This is a genomic window from Pirellulales bacterium (genome assembly GCA_019694455.1).
Classification (GTDB): Bacteria; Planctomycetota; Planctomycetia; order Pirellulales; family JAEUIK01; genus JAIBBY01.
This window is the reverse complement of sequence record JAIBBY010000010.1, coordinates 46999-68033: the sequence shown is the minus strand read 5'-3', so window position 1 is coordinate 68033 and position 21035 is coordinate 46999. Positions and strand designations below refer to the sequence as shown.

General features: G+C 62.7%; 20 protein-coding genes. 16 read left to right on the top strand and 4 right to left on the bottom strand.

Translation table 11 applies throughout. The annotated features are described in order from the left end of the window. Entirely contained in the window at window positions 1-567 is a 567-nt protein-coding gene (locus K1X71_06255) for a hypothetical protein (protein ID MBX7072733.1), read from the bottom strand. A 114-nt stretch (window positions 568-681) separates the two neighbouring features. Here K1X71_06255 and pyk point away from each other — a divergent pair, with 114 nt between their 5' ends. The 3 genes from pyk (at window position 682) to K1X71_06240 (ending at window position 4831) form a co-directional block, all read left to right on the top strand. Beyond that, window positions 682-2133: a pyruvate kinase gene (gene pyk, locus K1X71_06250; protein ID MBX7072732.1), complete on the top strand. Its 1452-nt coding sequence runs from the start codon at window positions 682-684 to the stop codon at window positions 2131-2133. Window positions 2134-2238: 105 nt separating this feature from the next. After that, window positions 2239-3342 (top strand): 3-phosphoserine/phosphohydroxythreonine transaminase, encoded by a 1104-nt coding sequence (serC, locus tag K1X71_06245; protein MBX7072731.1) that lies wholly within the window; start codon window positions 2239-2241, stop codon window positions 3340-3342. A gap of 34 nt (window positions 3343-3376) precedes the next feature. Next, on the top strand, window positions 3377-4831 hold the full coding sequence (locus tag K1X71_06240; GenBank protein MBX7072730.1) for a hypothetical protein: 1455 nt from the start codon (window positions 3377-3379) through the stop codon (window positions 4829-4831). Window positions 4832-4892: 61 nt separating this feature from the next. On the opposite strand, the gene K1X71_06235 is transcribed toward K1X71_06240, so the two are convergent. Further along, window positions 4893-5945: a DUF3466 family protein gene (locus K1X71_06235; protein MBX7072729.1), complete on the bottom strand. Its 1053-nt coding sequence runs from the start codon at window positions 5943-5945 to the stop codon at window positions 4893-4895. A 159-nt stretch (window positions 5946-6104) separates the two neighbouring features. Between K1X71_06235 and K1X71_06230 the strand changes: the two genes are divergently transcribed. From K1X71_06230 to K1X71_06215, 4 genes are all read left to right on the top strand, one after another. Further along, window positions 6105-7913 carry a right-handed parallel beta-helix repeat-containing protein gene (locus K1X71_06230; GenBank protein MBX7072728.1) on the top strand — a complete coding sequence of 603 codons (1809 nt, stop codon included), beginning with the start codon at window positions 6105-6107 and terminating at the stop codon, window positions 7911-7913. Beyond that, window positions 7910-8311 carry a hypothetical protein gene (locus K1X71_06225; GenBank protein ID MBX7072727.1) on the top strand — a complete coding sequence of 134 codons (402 nt, stop codon included), beginning with the start codon at window positions 7910-7912 and terminating at the stop codon, window positions 8309-8311. Before K1X71_06230 ends, K1X71_06225 begins: the two co-directional genes overlap by 4 nt. A 47-nt stretch (window positions 8312-8358) precedes the next feature. Then, complete coding sequence (locus K1X71_06220) at window positions 8359-9255, top strand: alpha/beta hydrolase (protein MBX7072726.1); 897 nt, start codon at window positions 8359-8361, stop codon at window positions 9253-9255. A 230-nt stretch (window positions 9256-9485) separates the two neighbouring features. After that, window positions 9486-10727, top strand: a complete 1242-nt coding sequence (locus tag K1X71_06215) for a DEAD/DEAH box helicase (protein ID MBX7072725.1) — start codon at window positions 9486-9488, stop codon at window positions 10725-10727. Window positions 10728-10731: 4 nt separating this feature from the next. Here the strand turns inward: K1X71_06215 and K1X71_06210 are convergent, their stop codons facing one another. Further along, window positions 10732-11349: a hypothetical protein gene (locus tag K1X71_06210; GenBank protein MBX7072724.1), complete on the bottom strand. Its 618-nt coding sequence runs from the start codon at window positions 11347-11349 to the stop codon at window positions 10732-10734. Window positions 11350-11452: 103 nt separating this feature from the next. On the opposite strand from K1X71_06210, the gene K1X71_06205 reads away from it, so the two are divergent. From K1X71_06205 to K1X71_06165, 9 genes are all read left to right on the top strand, one after another. Then, complete coding sequence (locus K1X71_06205; protein ID MBX7072723.1) at window positions 11453-11965, top strand: hypothetical protein; 513 nt, start codon at window positions 11453-11455, stop codon at window positions 11963-11965. A 118-nt stretch (window positions 11966-12083) separates the two neighbouring features. Further along, complete coding sequence (locus K1X71_06200) at window positions 12084-12932, top strand: OmpA family protein (GenBank protein ID MBX7072722.1); 849 nt, start codon at window positions 12084-12086, stop codon at window positions 12930-12932. A 135-nt stretch (window positions 12933-13067) separates the two neighbouring features. Beyond that, a complete protein-coding gene (gene hisH / locus K1X71_06195) occupies window positions 13068-13673 on the top strand; it encodes an imidazole glycerol phosphate synthase subunit HisH (GenBank protein ID MBX7072721.1) in 606 nt (201 codons plus the stop codon). Window positions 13674-13830: 157 nt separating this feature from the next. Then, window positions 13831-13989, top strand: coding sequence for a hypothetical protein (locus K1X71_06190; protein ID MBX7072720.1), 159 nt, complete (start codon window positions 13831-13833; stop codon window positions 13987-13989). 402 nt (window positions 13990-14391) lie between these two features. Continuing rightward, window positions 14392-16158 carry a cobalamin-dependent protein gene (locus K1X71_06185; GenBank protein ID MBX7072719.1) on the top strand — a complete coding sequence of 589 codons (1767 nt, stop codon included), beginning with the start codon at window positions 14392-14394 and terminating at the stop codon, window positions 16156-16158. A gap of 455 nt (window positions 16159-16613) precedes the next feature. Further along, window positions 16614-16943, top strand: coding sequence for a co-chaperone GroES (gene groES / locus K1X71_06180; protein ID MBX7072718.1), 330 nt, complete (start codon window positions 16614-16616; stop codon window positions 16941-16943). An 89-nt stretch (window positions 16944-17032) separates the two neighbouring features. Then, window positions 17033-18652, top strand: a complete 1620-nt coding sequence (gene groL, locus K1X71_06175; protein ID MBX7072717.1) for a chaperonin GroEL — start codon at window positions 17033-17035, stop codon at window positions 18650-18652. A gap of 188 nt (window positions 18653-18840) precedes the next feature. Beyond that, window positions 18841-19755 carry an EcsC family protein gene (locus K1X71_06170; GenBank protein ID MBX7072716.1) on the top strand — a complete coding sequence of 305 codons (915 nt, stop codon included), beginning with the start codon at window positions 18841-18843 and terminating at the stop codon, window positions 19753-19755. Between the two features lie 76 nt (window positions 19756-19831). Then, on the top strand, window positions 19832-20326 hold the full coding sequence (locus K1X71_06165; protein ID MBX7072715.1) for a hypothetical protein: 495 nt from the start codon (window positions 19832-19834) through the stop codon (window positions 20324-20326). A gap of 29 nt (window positions 20327-20355) precedes the next feature. Here K1X71_06165 and K1X71_06160 read toward each other — a convergent pair whose 3' ends face one another. Continuing rightward, window positions 20356-21024: an SdpI family protein gene (locus tag K1X71_06160; GenBank protein MBX7072714.1), complete on the bottom strand. Its 669-nt coding sequence runs from the start codon at window positions 21022-21024 to the stop codon at window positions 20356-20358. Window positions 21025-21035 lie beyond the last annotated feature (11 nt).

Genomic DNA, 21035 nt, shown 5'->3' with positions numbered 1-21035 from the left:
CTACGGCGAGACCACTTCAAAGTGGGTAATCCGCCAACCCACGTCCAGATCGGCGCCCAGCACCGTGCGCTGATATTCCGCCGGATAGCCATAGCGCGGGTCAAACCGCGCCCGCAGCAGCACCTGCTCGGGTGAATCGACCCCGAACGCGCTGCGCGGCGACTCCGCCGATCGCATGTCTTGCGCCAATGTCGCGAACTGATTCGGCACGCTCCAATACTCCCAGGTGCGTCGCTGGCTCGGCGCGCGGCCATCGCGCGTCATCCGCGTCACGCGTCCGTCGCGCACCTCCACATGCACCCGGCCCGCGCGGGCGCCCGAAATCTCCAAATCAAGCGCATAACTGGCTGGCCCGTTCTTGCTCCAGCGAGCGCGCGCCGCCTCGAGCGCGGCCTGCGTCAACGGCGGCGCGCCCCCCTGAGCCATAGTCACCACCACGGCCAGCACCCCCGCCAATCCCAGCAATATCCCTAGCGCGATGCCCACCAGTAACGTGGCCGGTCGCCAACGGCGGCGCGGCGCCACCGCGGCGGCTGCAATCTTCAATTCGTCGCCTGGCTCGTGCATGCGGTTGCCTGTTCGATTGGCGCGCTGCGATAACAGGGGCGCACGGCGCGCCCGGGCGAATTGTCACTCTGGCGCGGTCGTCGCGTCAACGGACTCGCGCGAGGGTACTGCATGATGGCAATTAGCGAAGCGGAAGGTCGCCCCGGCAAGGCGCGCACCAAGATCGTGGCCACGGTGGGCCCCGCCTGTTCAGATCCGTTGGCGCTGGGCCGCCTGATCGACGCCGGCGTCGATGTCTTTCGGCTCAACATGGCGCATGGCACGCTCGATTCGCATGGCGCGGCGATCGCCGCCATCCGCGCCCTCTCCGCAGAGCGCGGCCGCCCCGTCGCCGTGCTGGTCGATCTCTCTGGTCCCAAGATTCGCCTGGGCGAGTTGCCCGGCGGCAAGATCGAATGTCGCCAAGGCGAAGAATATCGCTTCGTCCGCGGCGCAGCGTCCGATCAGCCGGGCGAACTGGTCACCAGCTACGAAAAGCTGGTCGACGAACTCGATGTCAACGATCGTGTCATGATCGCCGATGGCTCCGTCGGCATGCGGGTCATCGCCCGCGCGCCCAACTCCGCCATCTGCCGCGTGACGCAACCCGGCCTGATCCGCAGTCGGCAAGGGGTGAACCTGCCATGCGTCAAACTGAGCACCCCCGCCATGACGCCCGACGATCGCGCGCACGCCATCTGGGCGGCGCGGCAAGAAGTCGATTTCGTCGGCCTCAGTTTTGTCCGCGCGCCGCAAGACATCGAACAACTCAAACAGTTGCTGCGCGAGCATCAATCGTCGGCCCGCACCATCGCTAAGATCGAAAAGCCCGAAGCGCTTGCCCATCTGGATGCGATCATTCGCGCGGCCGGCGGCGTGATGATCGCGCGCGGCGATCTGGGGGTCGAGATCGACATCGCCCGCGTCCCGCTGGTGCAAAAGGAGATCATCGCCGCCTGCCGGCGCCTGCAAAAGCCGGTCATCACCGCCACGCAAATGCTCGACAGCATGCAGGTCTCCTCGCGCCCCACGCGCGCCGAGGCCAGCGACGTGGCCAACGCCATCCTCGATGGCGCCGACGCCTGCATGCTCAGCGGCGAGACGGCCATCGGCAAGTATCCCGTCGAAGCGGTCGAAATGATGAACCGCATTGCCGTCGTCACCGAAAGCAGCCTCTCGCATCAAGACCACGTCTACACCGAGAGCGAAGCCGCCGAAGGCCTGCACCCCGTCACCGAGGCCGTGGTGCATGGCGCCAGCATTATGGCCCATCAGCTCGACGCGCGGCTCTTGGTGGTCGCTAGCCACTCTGGCGCCACCGCCTTGGCCTTGGCCAAGCAGCGCAACATCGTCCCGGCGGTCGGCGTCAGCGAGTTGCGCGGCACGCTGCGGCAGATGTGCCTCTACTGGGGCATCATTCCGCTGCCAGGGCTTGGCGACGGTGGCGCCGCCGAATTGATCGAGCAGGTCGTGGCCTGGGGCCGACAGCGGCAACTGCTCGACTCGGGAGATCGTCTAGTGGTCGTCAGCGGCACGCAAACGCGCGTCTCTGGGCACAACCTGGTAATGGTTCATCAAATCGCCTGACCCACGACTGCTGCCGATCGGTCCTAGTGGCCGCTGGCCAAAAACTCTAAAATCGGCGGCGGTTGTCCCTCCCCTTTCGTCTCCCACCTTGGTTGCGATCCTATCATGGCAGAGCGCGTCTACAATTTCTCTCCCGGCCCCGCGGTGCTCCCCGTTAGCGTGCTCGAAGCGGCCCAGCGCGACCTGCTGGCACTGCCCGGCGTCGGCATGTCGGTGCTCGAAATCAGCCATCGCTCACCGCCGTTCGAACGCATCTTGCAAGAGACGCAAGACAACCTCCGCACGCTTCTGGCGATTCCGGCAAACTACAAAATCCTCTTTCTCCAAGGGGGATCGCTGCTGCAGTTCTCGATGATCGCCATGAATTTTCTGCGCGGCCAGAAACTGCCGGCAGACTATGTCGTCACCGGCACGTGGGGCAAAAAGGCCCTGGCAGACGCTAAGCTCGAAGGCCCAGCCCGTGCGGCCTGGGATGGCGCCGCCAGCAAGTACGACCACCTGCCCGCGGCGACCGACATCGACTTCAGCCCCCAGGCGGCCTACATCCACACCACGTCGAACGAGACGATTCAAGGGGTGCAGTTCGCGGCCGCGCCCCCATTTGCCGGCGCCGCGGGCAAAGCGCCGATTATTTGCGACGCGTCGAGCGATTTTCTCTGCCGACCCATGCCGGTCGATCAGTACGGAATGATCTACGCCTGCGCCCAAAAGAACGCTGGCCCGGCCGGAGTCACTGTCGCCATCGTCCGCGAAGACTTGTTGGCCCGCTCCCCCAGTAACCTGCCGGGCATCTTGAGCTTCGCGGTGATGGCCGAAAACAACTCGCTGTTCAACACGCCGCCGGTGTTTGGCATCTATGTGGTGATGCTGGTCACGCGCTGGCTCTTGAACGACGTGGGGGGCCTGGCGCGAATGGAAGAACTCAATCGCGAGAAAGCGAAGCTGCTTTACGACGCGATCGACGGCAGCGGCGGCTTCTACCAGGGGCATGCCCATCAAGATTGCCGCAGCCTGATGAACGTGACCTTCCGCCTGCCCGACGCCGACGCGGAGAAGACATTCCTTAAGGGCGCCGAGTCAAAGGGACTGTATCAACTCAAGGGGCATCGCTCGGTCGGCGGCATCCGGGCGTCGATCTACAACGCCATGCCGCGCGAAGGGGTGGCGTTGTTGGCCGACTACATGCGCGACTTCGCGGCGGGGCGATAGTTCAATCGCACGCGCCCAATTGGAGAATAAACGCATGCGACACATTGGATCGAGCACCGCAATCCTGCTGGCCCTGGCAATGGCTCTATTGTCCGTCGGAGGGACTCGGCAGGCGCTGTCGGCGCCGTCGCCCCAACTAATGGTCGGCAGCGCGAGCACCAGCATCACCCCCGATCGGCCCGTCGCCCTTTCCGGGCAGATGCACACGCGCATCTCGCAACAGGTGCAAGCCCCCTGCACCGCCACCGCGCTGGCCCTCGAATCGAAGCAGGCGGACACGGCGCTCGATCAGGCCATTTTTGTCTCCTGCGATCTGGCGGCCATCGACGAAGGAATCGCCGAAGGCGTCCGCGACGCCGCGCGCGAGCGCCTGGCCGGCTTCGACCTGCAAAAGCTGATCCTCAGCGCCACGCATACCCACACGGCGCCTGTCACGGATGAAACGCTCTACGCCATCCCGGAGCAAGGAGTCATGCCGGTCAACGAGTACCGACAGTTTCTCATCCAGCAGTTGGCCGATGTTGCGGCGCGGGCCTGGACCCACCGTCAGCCGGGCAAGGTCGCTTGGGGACTGGGGCACGCGGTCGTCGCCCACAACCGCCGCGCCTGGTACGACGACGGCCATGCCGAGATGTACGGAGCGACCGAAGTCGCCACCTTTCAAGGAATCGAAGGGCACGCCGACCATGGGGTCGAGGTGCTGTTCTTCTGGAACAGCGACGGCGAGCTAACCGCCACCGCGATCAATCTCGCCTGCCCCGCGCAAGAGGTCGAAGGACTCTCGGCGGTCAACGCCGACTTTTGGCATCCGGTTCGAGAATCGCTGCAAAAGCGCTTTTCCAAAGACCTGCATGTCTTGGCCTGGATCGGCGCCGCCGGCGACCAATCGCCCCATCTCATGTTTCGCGATCGGGCCGAAGAGCGCATGCAAAAGCTGCGCGGCCTCAACCGCCTGGAGGAGATCGCCCAGCGCATCATCGCGGCCTGGGACGAAGCCTACGCCGGCGCCAAACAAGAGATCCACACGGAGGCGCCGCTGGTTCACCACGTCGAACAAGTTGCCTTGCCGGTGCGCCAAGTCACCCAGGAAGAATACCTGAATGTGAAAGCGACGCTGGCCAGCATCGGCGACGATCCTAAGCGCCACACCGAGCGCGTCTGGCATCAGCGCGTGGTCGACCGCTTCGAGAACCAAAAAGAGCGGCCCACATACCAGATCGAATTGCACGTGCTGCGATTGGGAGATGTCGCCATCGCCACCAATCCGTTTGAGTTGTTCAACGACTACGGCATTCAGATCAAGGCCCGCAGCCCGGCGATGCAGACCTTTGTCATCCAGTTGGCAGGGCCGGGCACCTATTTGCCAACGGCGCGGGCCGTGCAAGGGGGCGGCTACAGCGCGATCGTCCAGAGCAGCCTCGTCGGCCCCGCGGGGGGCAAAGCCCTGGTGAACAAAACGGTCGAGTTGATCGACTCGCTATGGAAGTAAGCGCGGGCGAAGAATGCTCCAGTAGGTTGTTACCCTAGACAACCAACAGTGCTCTGGCCTGTTAACGGCCTCGTCGCGCGAAGATCAATAGCGCGCCCAGGCCAGCCAGCGCCAGGGCCATCGCCGCCGGCTCGGGGATCGGGGTGAGCAGAAAGCCACGGCTTGCTCCGTTGCGCAGCCCCCAGCCTACGATTTGCCCCTTGCTGTTGATGTCGTTGGCGTACAAGAGTTGCCAGCCGGAATCTGACGGAAGCAATTCGTCGAGCTGCTTCATGCCTCGTGTCGAATCATACACAAAAGCACGAACTTCGAATTCGCCGGGAATCGTTTGCGAAACCCCAACAACTGTGCCCGCATCGTTGATTCCCAGAGCGGTGCTGCCGTCGCCGCCTAACGTGCCCAAATCAAGCAGACCCTCGTTTTCGCTCCAAAGAAAACCGTGGCTTCCTGATACGCCAACGACCTGCCCGTACTCATTAATCTTGTAGGCAGCACCCGAAGTTGATGAGGGGTCGAGGATCGTCAGTTCGCCATCCTGGTAGAAAAATGCGTTGGATTGCTCGCTTGATGAACCAACGGTGCCAACGACCTGTTCCAACTCGTTGATGCCATATGCCGCGTTGAAGCCGTCGTAGTCGTCGCCAATTTCTTGCAACCCGGACTCAGGAGAATAAAGGTACGCCCGGCGATGACCGACGCCGGCAATCCATCCGGTGTTGGTGATAGATTGGGGCACAAAAGGACGATCCAATGGCAGGTCGCGAAATCCTGTGATTGCATCCCAAAGGAAAACGGTGCTTGTGCCCGGTATCGCCGAATACGACCCGACCGTCACGCCCAATTGATTGATGGCGTACGCGCTGCTGGTGAAGGCCCCCGGCGGCACAAGACTGGTACGCGCTCCGTGTTGATAATGAAACGCATGTTCGTAGCCATCGTTGCCCGAAACTGAAATTCGACCGACAACCGCGCCCATGTCGTTGATCGCGGCTGCCTCGATAAGTCCATCGTCTACAGCGCCAAGATCGGTGATGCGGTACTCGGCGGCACTCGCGATCGCAGATTGGAGGGTTAGAGCGCCCGCAATTGCGACCGATAGTCGACGCAGATTCACTTTTGCTTCTCCAATTCGGCGAGCGCTTCTACAACGGCAGAATCATATCGGCGGTTTACGAGTGGCCCAATAGGTGTACCGTGTTGATTGCCAATCGCTTATCGTTACCATGTTTGTTCCTTCATAGCATCGCCGCAATTGACTTGAGAAATCCCGTTGATGATGGACTCGAAACGGCTGCACGTGTCGCGCATTGAGATGCTCGAACGCCGAGAAGTGTTGACTCCCACCTTCTGGGTCTCTCATACCGGTGGGAATGTCAACCAAGTTGGGACATTGGCATGGTGCGTAAATCAGGCTAATTTGCGGCCCGGATACGACGAGATCGGTTTCGATGATACGCAGCTTGGGACGGCAATCACGTTGAATTTCAGCGGATTCACGCAACCAGCTATCACGTCAACCACAAGCATTCTTGGCAAAGCTAGCAGGAGCGGCGCCAACATCAACGTGCAAATCATTGGCGGAGCCACGCCGCCGAGCTACGCGATTCGTTTTTCAACGACCAATTCTGTGTACGGCGTGAGCGTCGTAGACTCGCTGGAAATCAGCGGTTTCGCCGCAGGCGGTATCTCGGCCGCCACCACGGATTCGGTGCCATCCTATTTCCGCTTCGCGAACAATGTGATTCATGACAACGGCGCCGCCGTGATGAATGGAGCGGCGGGTATTAAACTGGATGGCGTAGCTCGCTGGGAGATTCAGAACAATCAGATTTACGCCAATCAATCTAGCGGCATTTACGTTGGCGCCAACGCAATTGGGGGCGTCGGCACGCAAATCATCTCAGGCAACTACATCGGCACCAACGCCGCCGAGGCGCCCAATCTCGGCAATGGCCAACACGGCATCTATTTCGACGGCTTCAGCGCTGCGAATCAACAGTCGAAGAACTGGTCGGTCACCAACAATCGCATTTGGAACAACGGTTTCCTCACGGGCACGCTGCGCGGTCCGGGAATGTCGTATTATGGCGGCTTCGATCAGGTCGCGCTGAAGTACGAGCCCATCGTTGCCGCAAACCCCTACGCGGCGGGCGATCAGATTTCGATCACCAACAACAGCTTCAAGCTGCTCTACGAGCCCGATGGCGATCCTGTCGGCATTCCGATCGACCTGGGAGACTCTGTTCAGAAGACCAATAGCTGGCATCCGTATGAGGGGCCGACCGCCAACCTACCCGCAAACGTCGGCTCGACCATCAATGGGCTGTTGAACCATCCCGAAGTCGATGTGGCCGGATTCACGATGTCGGGCAACACCTGGACGGTGCGCGGGACAGTGCCGATCATCGGCAGCGCTCAAATCTTGATCTACAAGAAATTGGCGGATGGCAGAATCATTCAGATTGGCTCCACGAACAACACCGGAACTGTTTGGTCGGAGACGTTTGCGAACGGCACGGCGGAAAATCAACTCAAACCCGGCGATGAAATCGCCGCGCTGACGGTGCAGGGCACCAACACCTCGGAAATGAGCGCGTTCACCAAGGTCTATCTTGTGCCGCAGGTCATCGCGGTCAAAGTCAGCAACAACGTCGACGGCGTGCTTACCAACACCTATTCGGTGCCGGCAGGCAGCGGCGAACAGATTCGTACCGTCCCCGTTGGCGGCATGGACACGCTTTCGATTACTTTCAACACGCCGCTCGACGTGACCATCAACCCGATCTCCGATATTTCGATCCATGGGCAGGGCGGAGGGGGCTTCGCTAGTCGATTTTACTCTAGCACCAACTTTGTATGGGACGCGGCTACGAACACTGGCGTCTGGACGCTGGTGCCGACGCAAAACCAACGCCCTTATTTATACGACCAGATCGTATGGACATTGATCGACGGGTGCGCAATCCCAATGGCGTGGCGCTCGATGGCGAATGGTCGAACCCGTCTTCGCTCACCGATACGGGCACGAGCGTTTTCCCTTCAGGCAACGGGACGCCCGGCGGCAATTTCGTGTTCCGCATGACCGTCCTGCCGGGCGACGGCAACCGAGACAATGTGGTAAACGGCGCGGATTACACCCTTTGGTCTGATCACTATCAACAGTCGGGGGGATTCGGCGAAGGCGACTGGAATGGCGACTCCTATGTGGATGGCGCTGACTATTCGATATGGGCGGATCGCTTTCACCTGGACTACACCACTTGGCCCACGGGCGGGTCAGGGCTGATGGCGATGGGCGGCGGCGAGTCGGAAATGAGCGACGAAGAGCGACAACAGGCAATCCATGACGAACTTTTGGCCCTCTATCAAACCAAGCAACGCTCGCTGGCCAAAGACGCCGCTGCCTTGTTGGGATTGAACGCGCAGGCCGCCAAGGTGATGTCGTTTGACGCGTTCTTTGCAGAGTTGAGTCAATGGTAGTGCTTCAGCCGCCTGTGCATTGGCGTCCTCGAATTCAGTGGACCGCTATGCGAACCGCGTTTGCAATATCGATTCTATTTGCGCTTTCTACCCCCTGCCGCGCCGCGGACCCAGAGACGCTGCTCGTCTGGCCGCAAGGGGCGCCCGGCGCGGTCGCTGCGGAAGAAGTCGACCGGCCCACGCTCGCCATTTACCAGCCGCCGGCTGAAGGTCGGCAGCGGGCTGCGATTGTGGTCTGTCCGGGGGGCGGCTACTCCGGTCTGGCGATGGACCACGAAGGCCAACAGATCGCCGACTGGCTCAACGCCCACGGCGTCACCGCCTGCGTGCTCAAGTATCGGCTCGGCCCGCGCTACCATCATCCCGCGCCCCTGAGCGACGCCCAGCGCGCCATCCGAATCGTCCGCGCCCAGGCTAGCGAGCTGGAAATCGATCCCGACAAGATCGGCATCCTCGGCTTCTCCGCCGGTGGGCATCTCGCCTCAACCGCAGCCACCCATTTCGATCGCGGACAGAGCGACGCCCAGGACCCCATCGACCGGCAAAGCTGCCGACCCGACTTTGCGGTGCTTCTGTATCCGGTGATCGCGCTAGCCACCGAATACGCCCACGCCGGCTCGCTCAAGAATCTGCTCGGCGACGCGCCAGACGCCAAGCTCTTGGAAAGCCTCTCCAACGAGCGACAAGTAACGGCCGAAACGCCCCCCTGCTTCTTGGTCCACACCAACGAAGACAAGCCGGTGCCAGCCGAGAACAGCGTCCTCTTTTATCTCGCGCTGCGTAAGGCGGGCGTGCCCGCCGAGATGCACATCTACGAGTTTGGCCGCCACGGCCTGGGACTTGGCAAAGTCGATCCCGCCTTTTCCACCTGGCCGGCGCTGTGCATCCAGTGGATGACCCGGCACGGTTGGCTGGCCGCGCCCGAGCCAAACCGCGCTCGCTAGCCCCCGCGTTGCTGGTCAAAGCTCGCGCCGTTGACCGTACGCTGTACACCTGTTACGGTCGATGGCTTGGCAATCTGCTACAATCGGCTGCACAAATCCCTGCCCTCTTTTTTCCGCCTTTTCTTGCTGGTGAACCCTTGAGGTCCGAGCCCACGCCCCCTTCCGCCACGCCCCAATCAACTGCTGCGGCGCCCGCCGACGCCGACACCGCCGACTTCACCACCCTCGGCCTGTCCGACGTTACCCTCGCCGCGCTCGAACAGGCCCAGTATTTTAGCCCCACGCCAATTCAGGCCAGTTTGATTCCGCTGGCGCTTACCGGCGGCGACGTGCTCGGCCAGGCGCGCACCGGCACCGGCAAGACCGCTGCCTTCGTCATCCCCGTGCTCGAGCGCTTGCGCCCGCGCAAAGAATCGTCCGACCCGCAGGCCCTGATTCTGGTCCCCACCCGCGAACTGGCGGTGCAGGTCCGCGACGAGTTCGCCAAGCTCTCGCATGGCCGGCGCGTCAACACCGTCGCCCTCTACGGCGGCAAACCCATTCGCAGCCAGATCGAAAAGCTCCGCCGCGGCGCCGAGGTCATCGTGGGCACCCCCGGCCGTGTGCTCGACCACATCGCGCGCGGCACGCTGACGCTGGAGCGTCTGAACGTCGTGGTGCTCGACGAGGCCGATCGCATGCTCGACATCGGCTTTCGGCCCGATATCGAAAAAATCTTGCGCCGCTGCCCGCGCGAGCGGCAAACCCTGCTGCTCAGCGCCACGGTGCCGCCGCCGGTCGAGCGACTCGCGGCCCGCTACATGGGCGAATACGAAAAGCTCGATTGCTCGACCAACGACATGTCGGTCGAGACGATCGATCAGTATTACTTCACAATCGATCCCGAGCGCAAGTTCGAACTGCTCGTCAAACTGTTGGATCGCGAAGAGCCGCACCAGGCGATCATCTTCTGCCGCACCAAGCGCGGCACCGATCGAGTGCACCACAATCTGAAAAAGAAGTTCGACAACGTGGGCTGCATCCATGGCGACCTGCCGCAACGCGCGCGCGATCGCGTGATGACCCAGTTTCGCGAGAACGGCGTGCGCTATCTCATCGCCACCGACGTCGTGGGGCGCGGTATCGACGTCAGCAGCATCTCGCACATCATCAACTACGACCTGCCAGAGTTCTGCGACGACTACGTGCATCGCGTGGGACGCACAGGCCGTATGGGGCGTGAGGGAGTGGCCTATAGCTTTGTCACCCCCGAGCAAGGCAACGAGTTGACGCGCATTGAGATGCGCATCAATCGCCTGCTCAAGCGCGCCGAGATCAAAGGCTTCGACACCGATCAAAAGAAACCCGCCGCCAGCGCCCACGGCAATGGCCAGCAATCGCCCCCCCCAGACGGCCAGCCCGAAGAACCGGCCAAGCCAGCCCCGCCGCCGATGCGGGGCCGGTATCGCCGGCGCATTCGCAAAGCGCTCTAGTGGGCTACTCGGCGCCGGCTGGCACCGCCTCCAGCGGCGGCGCCTCGCTCGACTGCGGCGCCTCCGAGTGCGGCAATGGCTGCGTTTCCAAAAAGCCGATCAACAAGAACAGCAGCGCCGCGCTGATCACGAACGACGCGCTGAGTCGCGTTCCGCTCGATTCCACCTCGCCCTTAATCTCTGGCGCCGTGCGCGCCACGCTCCACGCGGCCAACCGGTCGATCGCCGCCAGCAAGAGCGTCAGCGCCGCCACCACCAAGAGCACCGCCACCGCGTGATGAAGCCCCGCCAGATACATGCGCGAGGTTGGCCCCCGCAGCAGCACCGCGCACAAGATCACAAGCAGCAACAGTTGCTCCGCGACCAGCGCAATCCACATCCGCCCCGGTTGCGCCAAGATGCGATGGCCGTAGCGACTGAGCCGATACTGCAGCACGCCCGCCAAGCCCAGATAGAGCACCGTCAACCAGCGGCCAATGGCGCCCATGGTGCCCAGGTGGTCGACTCCGTGATGCGGCGTCTCCACCAGCGCGGCGCCCATCACCCAGGCGGCCCCCAACCATGCCAGCGCGGCCAGGGCCAGGTGCGCCGTCGGCAGATAATGCACCAATCGAAACAGCACGCGCCGCGCTCCTCAAAGTGTTACTCGGGGCGAGTTTCTCGGCGATCCGCTCGCCACGGAAAAGCTATGCTTTCCTAGCATGGCCCGCAAGACGCCAAAACGCATGCCCTCCACTCAGACCATCACCGATCTCGACCCCCTGTCGCCGCGCCTGGCCGCGCGCGGGCATGGCGTCATCGAGGTGGCCAATGGGCGATTGGTGAGCGTCACCCCGCGCTGGCTTCCCAAACAGGTCTCACTGGCCGAGGCGCTGCTGTGGGGCCGAGCGGCGCACGCGCGCCGCGCCGGCGACCGCTGTTGGCTCTACTACAATCAACCGCGGCGCTGCCCCAACTACCTGGCGCTCAAATACATCGTTTCGCATCGTGGCGCCAGCTTCGCCACCTTTCGGCGGGCAACGCTCGTGCTCGATCGCATTGCTGAAATAAAGCGAATCGACGCCATCGTGACAGAAGTCACTAACCTGCGCATCTCCGCCCGGTTGCTCCACCGCTGGGGCTGGGAGCCGCACTTGGAGAACGGCTGGCGGCGGCACTACATCAAGCGGTTCTACGGCCACTATCCGCGCCCGGCGCCGGCGATTGGCGCCAGCTTGCTGGCAGTCGCGGCCGACTGAGGTTCAAGCTCGCCTTGTCGCGGCGGTTCCCCCTGGCTACCATCCCGCCGCGCCACTGTTTTCTGCGCAGCCTGCGGCGCCCCCAAGCGCCGCCACCCCTGCTCGCACCGGGCCACTGATGAACATCGCGGGCCGCCAACCTGCTCGCTCCAGATTCGCCGGCTGTCTCTGCGCGCTGGCGGCGCTGGCGGCCAGCGGCTGCACACAGAACCCGATGATGATGCAGAGCCAGATTCAGTCGCTGCAACAGCAGCAACTGGCCATCTCGCAGCAAAACCGCGAACTGCAAACCCGCGCCACCACGCTCGACAACGACAATCAAGAGCTCGAACGCTTGCTGGCGCAAAGCCAACAGCAGGTGCGTCTGTTCGAAGACCAGGTGACGGTGATGCGCGAGCAACTCACCGCCACCTCGTCGCAGTTGGCGCAAGCGCGCGACCTGTCAGAAGAGTTCAACGACAAGCACAAGGCGCTCCAGGCCTCGATTCGCAGCCGCGGCAGCGCGCAAATCACCGCCAACAACAGCTTCAAGGCCCAACTTCCCGACATTGTCGTGGCGGGGCTCAACGTCCGCCGCGATGGCGACGTCGTCCGTATCGAGCTTCCCGGCACGCGGCTCTTCGTGCCCGGCGGCGCGCGGCTGCTGCCCGAGGCCAGCCCGCTGCTCGATCAGGTGTCGGCCGAACTCAAGCGGATCTACGCCGGTCAGGTCATTGGCGTCGAGGGCTTCACCGACAGCGATCCGGTGCAAACCAGCCAGTGGCAAAACAACCATCAGCTCTCGGTCGGCCAAGCGATGGCGGTGTACGACTATATGACGGTTCGTGGCGGCTTTCGCGCCGATCAGTTGTTCGTCGTCGGCCACGGCTCGAATCATCCGGTCGTCTCCAACGCCACCCCCGCCGGCAAAGAGCGCAATCGCCGCGTCGAGCTGGTGGTCTATCCAGAGCAGGTCGGCCGCAACTAGCGATCGCCTTGCTCCTCCTGCGCGCTGCCCGCGCTTGGGCTATAATCGGCGAACCCGCCCGGCCCCGCTGCTGTCCCTGCCTCTGCCGTTTCGTGCTCTCCACCACTCACGCTCACCACCTGCCGCACCGCACGCATGATCGCCATTATCGACTACGGGATGGGCAACCTTCGCAGCGTGCAAAAAGCGTTTGAAAAGGTGGGCCACGCCGCCGAAATCAGCGACCGACCCGAGACGATCGCCCGCGCCGATAAGGTGATTCTGCCCGGCGTCGGCGCCATGGGCGACGCCATGCGCGAGCTTTGCGCACGCGGGCTGGACGACGCGGTTAAAGAGTCGATCGCCGCCGGCCGGCCGTTTCTTGGCATCTGCCTGGGGCTGCAACTGCTGTTCGACAAGAGCTACGAGGGGGGCGAGCATGCGGGGCTCGGCATCGTGCCCGGCGAGGTCCGCCGCTTTGAAGTCCCCGCCGAGTGCAAGGTGCCGCACATGGGCTGGAACCAGATTGAGCTGCGCAGTCGCCCACCGATCTTGGCGGACATCGCCGACGGCAGCTATTTCTACTTTGTGCATTCCTACTATGTGGCGCCGCGCGACCGCGACATCATCGCCGCCGAGGCTCGCTATCCCGAGCCATTCACCGCCATGATCTGGCGCGACAACCTCTACGCCACGCAGTTCCATCCCGAAAAGAGCCAGGCCGACGGGCTGAAGCTGCTCAAAAACTTCGCCGAGTTGTAGCTAAAGTCGATTTCTGAACCTTCTCCCCGGCCTCCTATCGGCTTCCCTCCACCCCTGGCGTGAAGCGGGGCGCAAAGCGTATCTTCATCGCTGCCGAACTGGCTGCTTTCGCCGCACAACCACACATCACACCGTAGGCATCGAGGAGACGCACATCATGGGCGCCCACAAGAGCACCGCCAACGCACGCCGCAAGCGCCTGCGCACCAAGAAGAACGCCGCCACCCGCGCAAAGGCCGCCGAAAAGGCTGGCGCGACCAAGCCCGCCAAGAAGAAAGCGGCCCCCAAGAAGGTCACGAAAAAGGCCGCCGTCTAAACGAGCGGCAGCGCCCCGAACCGGTGTCGGTTCTTGCGTCGTCGTTGCGCGTCGGTCGTAGTTGCTGTTCTCATTTACGGAGCGGCGCGGGGCGCCGCCGGGATCGTCGGCGGTTAGCACCGGCGGCCGTTGCGCTTGCGCGGCTGGCGCTTGGTGTGCAAATGCCAGAGGAAGCAGCGCGTCCTTTTCCCATCCCAGCGCCATCAAATTCGATCGCCCGGCGCAGTGGTTCTCGACTGCTATCAACTCCGAAACCGCGATAGGGCGCGTTTCTCGCCGCGGCTATAATCCTGATCGAGTCTTGATTGCGTCGCTTCAGCTCCATTCGTCGCACGTCGAATGGAGCGGCGCGTCGCGTCAATGCTTGGCCGTCGGTCGCTGGTCCCGCGGAGGTCTTGTCTCGTGTCGCACACAGCCGCCCCCGATCCAATCGCGAACGAATCACGGCCCACCGGATCGCCACGCCATCCACACGGGTCGCGGGCTCGCGTACTGCTGACCAGTGTGTTTGGGCCGTACGCGCAGGACGACGCATATGGCAGTCGCTACATCAATCCGATGGAGCTGTACCACAATCAGGTCACGCGGGTGCAGCATGCCTTCTCGCTGCGAACGTTCAATCGGTCGTGGGGGCTGATGTTGATTCAGGCTAATCTGCGGGCCCCGGTCACATTGTTGGACTTTCCCACACAAGAACGCTTTGTGGAGGAGATTCAAACGCAGCCCTACGACATTGTGGGCATCAGCTCCATTCAAACCAACCTGATCAAAGTCCGGCGGATGTGCCGCTTGATCCGCAAGCACCTGCCCCACGCCACCATTCTGATCGGCGGGCATCTCGCCAACTTTCCCGACTTGAAACAGTATTGCGATTGCGACCACGTCGTCAGATCGGACGGCGTGCGCTGGATGCGCGAATACCTCGGTGAGGATCCCGACGCGCCCATTCGTCATCCGCAAGTCGCCGGCAATATCGGGTCGCGCATCCTGGGTGTGACCCTGCGGAATCATCCTGGCGACGCCTGCGCTACGCTCATTCCGTCGGTGGGTTGTCCGATGGGCTGCAACTTTTGCTCGACGTCCGCCATGTTTGGCGGCAAAGGACGTTCGATCGAGTTCTATCGCAGCGGGTCCGACCTGTTCGAGGTCATGTGTCAACTGGAGCAGAATCTGACGATTCAATCGTTCTTCGTCATGGACGAAAATTTTCTCGTCAACACCAAGCGCAGCCTGCAACTCTTGGAGCTGATGGAGAAGCATCACAAGCCCTGGTCGATCTTCGTCTTCAGCTCGGCCAATGTCTTGCAGAAGTACACGATGGACCAGCTTGTGCGATTGGGCGTCTCGTGGGTTTGGATGGGGTTGGAAGGAAAAGGCTCGCAGTACAAAAAGCTCGCAGGGACCGACACGCTCGCCTTGGTGCGCCAGCTTCGCGAACATGGCATACGGGTCCTCGGGTCGACCATCATCGGATTGGAAGAGCACACGCTCGAAAACATCGACGCCGCAATCGACCACGCCGTGCAGCACGCCACCGAATTCCACCAATTCATGCTGTATACGCCGATCCCCGGCACGCCCCTCTTTTCGGAGCTCGCGTCGCAGGGCAAGCTGCTCTCGGTGGCCGACTACTCCGTGGCAGATATCCACGGCCAATTACAATTCAACTATCGCCATCCTCATATTCCACAGGGGCAAGAGACCGAACTCTTGTTGCGGGCATTTCATCGCGACTTCGAGGTGAACGGCCCCAGTGTCGTGCGTATCGTGCGCACGACGCTCCGCGCCTGGAAGCGCTTCCAACACCACCCAGACGAGCGCGTGCGCGCTCGATTCGCCTATGAGGCCGCGAATCTCCCCATGCAATACGCGGGCGTGCTTTGGGCTTGTCGCCAGTGGTATCGCGACGATACGCGCCAGGCGGCAGAAATCACCACCGTCCTCAACGAGCTCTATGCCGAATGTGGAGAGCCGGCGCGGCGGGCGGCGCCGATCATCGGCCGCAAGCTCCACCGCCGGATTCAGCAAGAGGAACAACGCCTGCGACAAGGGTGGACCTATGAGCCGCCAACCTTCTATGAAACCAATTATCCCGACGGTCCGCCCAACTCCGTCCACGTGGCGCCGGTGGATCCACCTTGTGTAGCGCATGCGACCGTGAGTAATTGAACGCTGAGGCGCGTCACCCAAAGTGAGAAAACTGACGCCGATCGCCGCCACCCGCTTGCCGGCCGCCGAAAAGGCCGGCGCGACGAAGACCGCCAAGCCCACCAAAAAGTAGGCAGCGCCCAAGAAGGCCGCGAAAAAGGCCACTGCTTAAGCAGGAGGCCGCACAACGGTACGCGTGCCGCAACTGGAAAGCGCCCTACGCCTCACCTGCCAAAATGACACGCCCGGCCGGCGGCGGTTCGCGGTCCATCCGCCGACCAATCGCTGCGATTCTACACAAGTCTTTGCCTATTCGCCTCTTGTGGCGCTACTGCAGACAGAGGGCCGCCACTGGGCGCGCCGCTTGCGTTCTACACCGCCGCGCCGGAAGGTGCGCCTATTTTGGCAGGCCCCCGGCCCACACCCCGACTTTCACCACAACTCTCTGATAAGCGAATTCCGGAGGATACCGAGTCATGTCGACCGCGACCGCGTCCAAAGCTCGCAAATCGACCCAGCCCAAGCTCCAGCCGCTCGGCGACCGTGTGGTCATCCAGCGCGAGGAGGCCGAAGAGCGCACCGCCGGCGGCATCGTGCTGCCCGATAGCGCCAAAAACAAGCCCGCCCGCGGCAAGATCGTCGCCGTCGGCGATGGCCGCCTGCTCGACAATGGCCAGCGCAACAAGATTCAGGTCAAGGTGGGCGAGCGCGTGCTGTTTAGCTCCTACGCCGGCGAGACCTTCAAGATCGGCGAGCAAGAACTGCTGCTGATGCGCGAAGACGATATCCTGGCCGTCATCGACTAACCGCCGCTTGTAACCACCGTGCGCCGCGCCCCGCGCGGCCGGTTCCCTCCATACACCGCCATTGAGACATTGCGAAGGAGATTCCACGCATGGCAAAGATGATTGCTTTCGACCAGGAAGCCCGCGAGGCGATGCGCCGCGGCGTTTCCAAACTGGCCCGCGCCGTCAAGGTGACCCTCGGTCCCCGCGGCCGCAACGTGATTTTGCAAAAGAGCTTTGGCTCGCCGACCGTCACTAAGGACGGCGTCACCGTGGCCAAGGAAATCGACGTCGAGGACGTCTACGAGAACATGGGCGCCCGTATGGTCCGTGAGGTCGCCTCCAAGACCAGCGACGTCGCCGGCGACGGCACCACCACCGCCACCGTGCTCGCCGAAGCCATCTTCAACGAAGGGCTCAAGGCGGTCGTGGCGGGCGTGAACCCGATCCAACTCAAGCTCGGCATCGAAAAGGCCGTGGCCGACATCACCGAGCGCCTCCACAAGGCCTCGATCACCATCAAGAGCCGCAAGGAAATGGCGCAAGTCGCCGCCGTGGCCAGCAACAACGACATGGAAATCGGCAACCTATTGGCCGAGGCCATGGAGAAGGTCGGCAAAGACGGCGTCATCACCGTCGACGAAGGCAAGAGCCTCAAGACCGAGGTCGAATGGGTCGAGGGCATGCAGTTCGATCGCGGCTATCTGTCGCCTTACTTCATCACCGACCCCACCAAGATGGAGGCGGTCCTCGATGACCCCTATATCCTGGTGTTCGAAAAGAAGATCTCCAACGTCAAAGAGTTGGTGCCGGTGCTAGAGGCCGTGGTCAACGCGGGCCGTCCGCTGCTGATCGTCGCCGAAGAGGTCGAGGGCGAGGCCCTGGCCACGCTCGTCATCAACAAGCTGCGCGGCACCTTCAAGTGCGTCGCCGTCAAGGCGCCGGGCTACGGTGATCGCCGCAAGGCCATGATGGAAGACATCGCCATTCTCACCGGCGCCACCGCGGTCTTTGAGAGCCTCGGCATCAAGCTCGAGAGCCTCAAGATCACCGACCTCGGCCGCGCCAAGAAGGTGATTGTCGACAAGGACAACACCACCGTCATCGAAGGCGCCGGCAAGAGCGCCGACATCAAGGCCCGCATCGAGCAGATTCGCCGCGAGATCGAAGGCTCGACCAGCGATTACGATCGCGAAAAGCTCGAAGAGCGACTCGCCAAGCTCTCCGGCGGCGTGGCCAAGATCAACGTCGGCGCCGCGACCGAAAGCGAGATGAAGGAGAAGAAGGCCCGCGTCGAAGACGCCTTGCACGCCACCCGCGCAGCGGTGGAAGAAGGCATCTTGCCCGGCGGTGGTGTCGCGCTGCTCCGCGCCACCAGCGGCCTGAAGCCCAAGAACATTTCGCAAGGCGAGGAAGTCGGCTTCAACATTGTGTTGCGGGCGTGCCGCGCTCCGCTCACGCAGATCTCGCAGAACGCCGGCCAAGACGGCAGCATCGTCTGCGAGCGCGTGCTGGAGAAAGAAGGCAACGTTGGCTACAACGCCGCCACCGACAAGTACGAGGACCTGGTCAAGGCGGGCATCATCGACCCCACCAAGGTCACCCGCACCGCGCTGCAAAACGCGGCCAGCGTCTCCACGCTGCTCTTGACCAGCGATGCCTTGATCGCCGAGAAGCCCAAGGAAGGTAAGAAGGGCGCCGGCCACGGCGGCGACCACGACATGTACTAAATCGCAAATTGCTTTCCTTTCGGAGGCAAGCGATTTGAGTGGATATCAAAAACCCTGGGCGACAAGCTGCCAGCGAGTCGCCCAGGGATTTTTTATGCGCCGCGGGCCGATTTCCGCCGACATTCGCCGCAACATTGCGGGCGACGTAGAATTGTGGGCTCGTACCGCAAAGCCCAGGCAACCCGCTCATGACCGACCAGCCGACTCCCGTCCCTCCACCGCTCGCGCTCAATGCCGACCAGCGCAAGCTGCTCGCGGAGGCGGCGGCCTATCTCGAAAACCCCAGCTTCCTCGTCAAGGTGGCCAACCTGGTCGGCAAGCCCGCCGAGGTGGTCATCAAGTCGCTCCCCGATCGGGCGCGCGTCATCGTCGCCGACGGCACGAGCGACGCGTTGAAAACGGGACTCGATTGGGCAGTGCGTAGCCTGCCGCCCGAGTCGTCCGACGAGGTGTGCGAAAAGACCGGCGTCCGCGGCTTCTTGAAAAAACATCGCCACACCGCGCTCACGGCGCTCACCGGCGCCGGCGGCGGCATGATGGGCCTGCCCGGCCTCGCGGTGGAACTTCCCACCACCACCATGCTGATGCTCCGTTCCATCGCGTCGATCGCGGCCGAGCATGGCGCCGATCTCAACGACCCGGCCACGCGGCTAGAGTGTCTGGCCGTCTTCAGCCTTGGCTCGCAACCGCTGGAAGAAATGGAGTCGGCCTATCTGACCACGCGACTCAGCCTGGCGATGGCGGTGCGACAGGCCACGCACTTCGTGGCGCAGCACACGGCCCGCGAGATCAGCGACGCGCTGGCCAAGGGGACGGCGCCGGTGCTGATGCGCCTGATCAGCGCGATCGCCGCCCGCTTCCAGATTGTCGTCACCGAGAAGGTCGCCGCGCAGGCGGTGCCGATCGTCGGCGCCGGCCTCGGGGCCTTGGTCAACGCCTCCTTCACCGATCACTTCAACCGCGTGGCGCGATATCACTTTTCCATTGTTGAGATGGAACGCCGCTACGGCCGCGAACTGGTGCAGTCCGCCTATCGCGAGGCCTGTCAGGCGGAACAGAATAAACGCGTCGCTCGCCAAGGAGTAAAGCTCACCTCGGGCTAGTCATAAGCGTCGCTTATCGTCCCATTGGCATGTGGCTTGCATGTGGGAATACTCTAGAAAAACTGGAGGTTCTACCATGAATCGCGTATTCATTCTTCGCATCGCGGTCCTGGCGCTGATGTCGTTCGCCTGGGTCGGCACGGCCTGCGCCGAGGTCTATCTCGGCAAGGTGGTCTCCAGCCTCGAAGGCAAGCTGGTCGCCACCAGCAACGATGGCAAGACCAAGCGCGCCTTCACGCCCGACCGCGACACGCGCATCACACTCAACAGCACGCCGTGCAAATTGGAAGAGTTGTTGCCCGGCTTTTCGGTGACGGTGAAGACCAACGACGACGACGGCAGAGTCGAATCGATCTCCGCCCGCGGCAAAGCAGAGAAAGCGCGCGACCAGAGACCCAAGGCTCAGGACCAGCGACTCGCAGTGACCATTGTCGCGGCCAGTCAAGTGTCCTCCGCTGCTCCGCTGCTCTCTTCCGTGTGCCACTGGCTCTGCCAGTGCGACGCCAGGCGCGAGCTTCCAACTCTTCATCTCCCCTGCGCCTTCGCGACGTCGCGTTCTCGACTTTCCTAGCCACTAGTCACTGACCACTAGCGACTCATTCACACCTCTCCCCGCCGCTCCAACCATTTGTAATACACCAGCGAATAGACCACCGGCGCCAGCGCCGCGGCGATCACAAGCGCGAAACAAATCTCCAATCGCCCGCCGGCCAACAGGCAAATCACGCCTAGCGCGCCGGCAATGCCAAACGTCCACCCCGCCATCCAATGCGTGGCCCGCCACACCGTTTCGCTGGCCAGCGTCCACGGGGTGCGCACCCCCATCCAAAAATTACGCTCGATCCGCGGCATCAACCATCCAATCGCCGCGAAGAACGCCATCATGCCCCCAATCAGCCAGCGCCCAACATCGAGCGATCCGGGACGCGCACTGCCGACCAGCGTCACCAGATGGATGTAGGCCAACAAGCCAGTCGTCAGCGCCATCACCAGCCCATAAGCCCCCAAGAACGACCGTACCTGAAATTGCTTCGGCGACAGCCACGGCAGCGCCAAGGTGAGCGCCTGCAGGCCAACCAGCACGACCGGTAGCAAAAAGAAGATCGGCGCCGCATCCTCCTTGCGCGTCCAACCGTCGGGCTCTCCGTGCAGGTTCCAATGCGTCGGCAACCGCGCCGGCAGATTGTCGTAGGCGACAAACGCGTAGTAGACGCTGGCCGCCAGCGCCAAAAGCGTGATTCCGCACGAGACGTAAAACCAGCGCGTCATGACAAGAGGCT

Coding starts and splice junctions, on each gene's coding strand:
- K1X71_06200 (MBX7072722.1), top strand. CDS start 12,084: ATGAACATCGCGGGCCGCCAACCTGCTCGCTCCAGATTCGCCGGCTGT.
- K1X71_06205 (MBX7072723.1), top strand. CDS start 11,453: ATGCCCTCCACTCAGACCATCACCGATCTCGACCCCCTGTCGCCGCGC.
- K1X71_06240 (MBX7072730.1), top strand. CDS start 3,377: ATGCGACACATTGGATCGAGCACCGCAATCCTGCTGGCCCTGGCAATG.
- groES (MBX7072718.1), top strand. CDS start 16,614: ATGTCGACCGCGACCGCGTCCAAAGCTCGCAAATCGACCCAGCCCAAG.
- K1X71_06160 (MBX7072714.1), bottom strand. CDS start 21,024: ATGACGCGCTGGTTTTACGTCTCGTGCGGAATCACGCTTTTGGCGCTG.
- K1X71_06165 (MBX7072715.1), top strand. CDS start 19,832: ATGAATCGCGTATTCATTCTTCGCATCGCGGTCCTGGCGCTGATGTCG.
- K1X71_06230 (MBX7072728.1), top strand. CDS start 6,105: ATGATGGACTCGAAACGGCTGCACGTGTCGCGCATTGAGATGCTCGAA.
- K1X71_06220 (MBX7072726.1), top strand. CDS start 8,359: ATGCGAACCGCGTTTGCAATATCGATTCTATTTGCGCTTTCTACCCCC.
- K1X71_06255 (MBX7072733.1), bottom strand. CDS start 567: ATGCACGAGCCAGGCGACGAATTGAAGATTGCAGCCGCCGCGGTGGCG.
- K1X71_06225 (MBX7072727.1), top strand. CDS start 7,910: ATGACCGTCCTGCCGGGCGACGGCAACCGAGACAATGTGGTAAACGGC.
- groL (MBX7072717.1), top strand. CDS start 17,033: ATGGCAAAGATGATTGCTTTCGACCAGGAAGCCCGCGAGGCGATGCGC.
- K1X71_06190 (MBX7072720.1), top strand. CDS start 13,831: ATGGGCGCCCACAAGAGCACCGCCAACGCACGCCGCAAGCGCCTGCGC.
- pyk (MBX7072732.1), top strand. CDS start 682: ATGGCAATTAGCGAAGCGGAAGGTCGCCCCGGCAAGGCGCGCACCAAG.
- serC (MBX7072731.1), top strand. CDS start 2,239: ATGGCAGAGCGCGTCTACAATTTCTCTCCCGGCCCCGCGGTGCTCCCC.
- hisH (MBX7072721.1), top strand. CDS start 13,068: ATGATCGCCATTATCGACTACGGGATGGGCAACCTTCGCAGCGTGCAA.
- K1X71_06170 (MBX7072716.1), top strand. CDS start 18,841: ATGACCGACCAGCCGACTCCCGTCCCTCCACCGCTCGCGCTCAATGCC.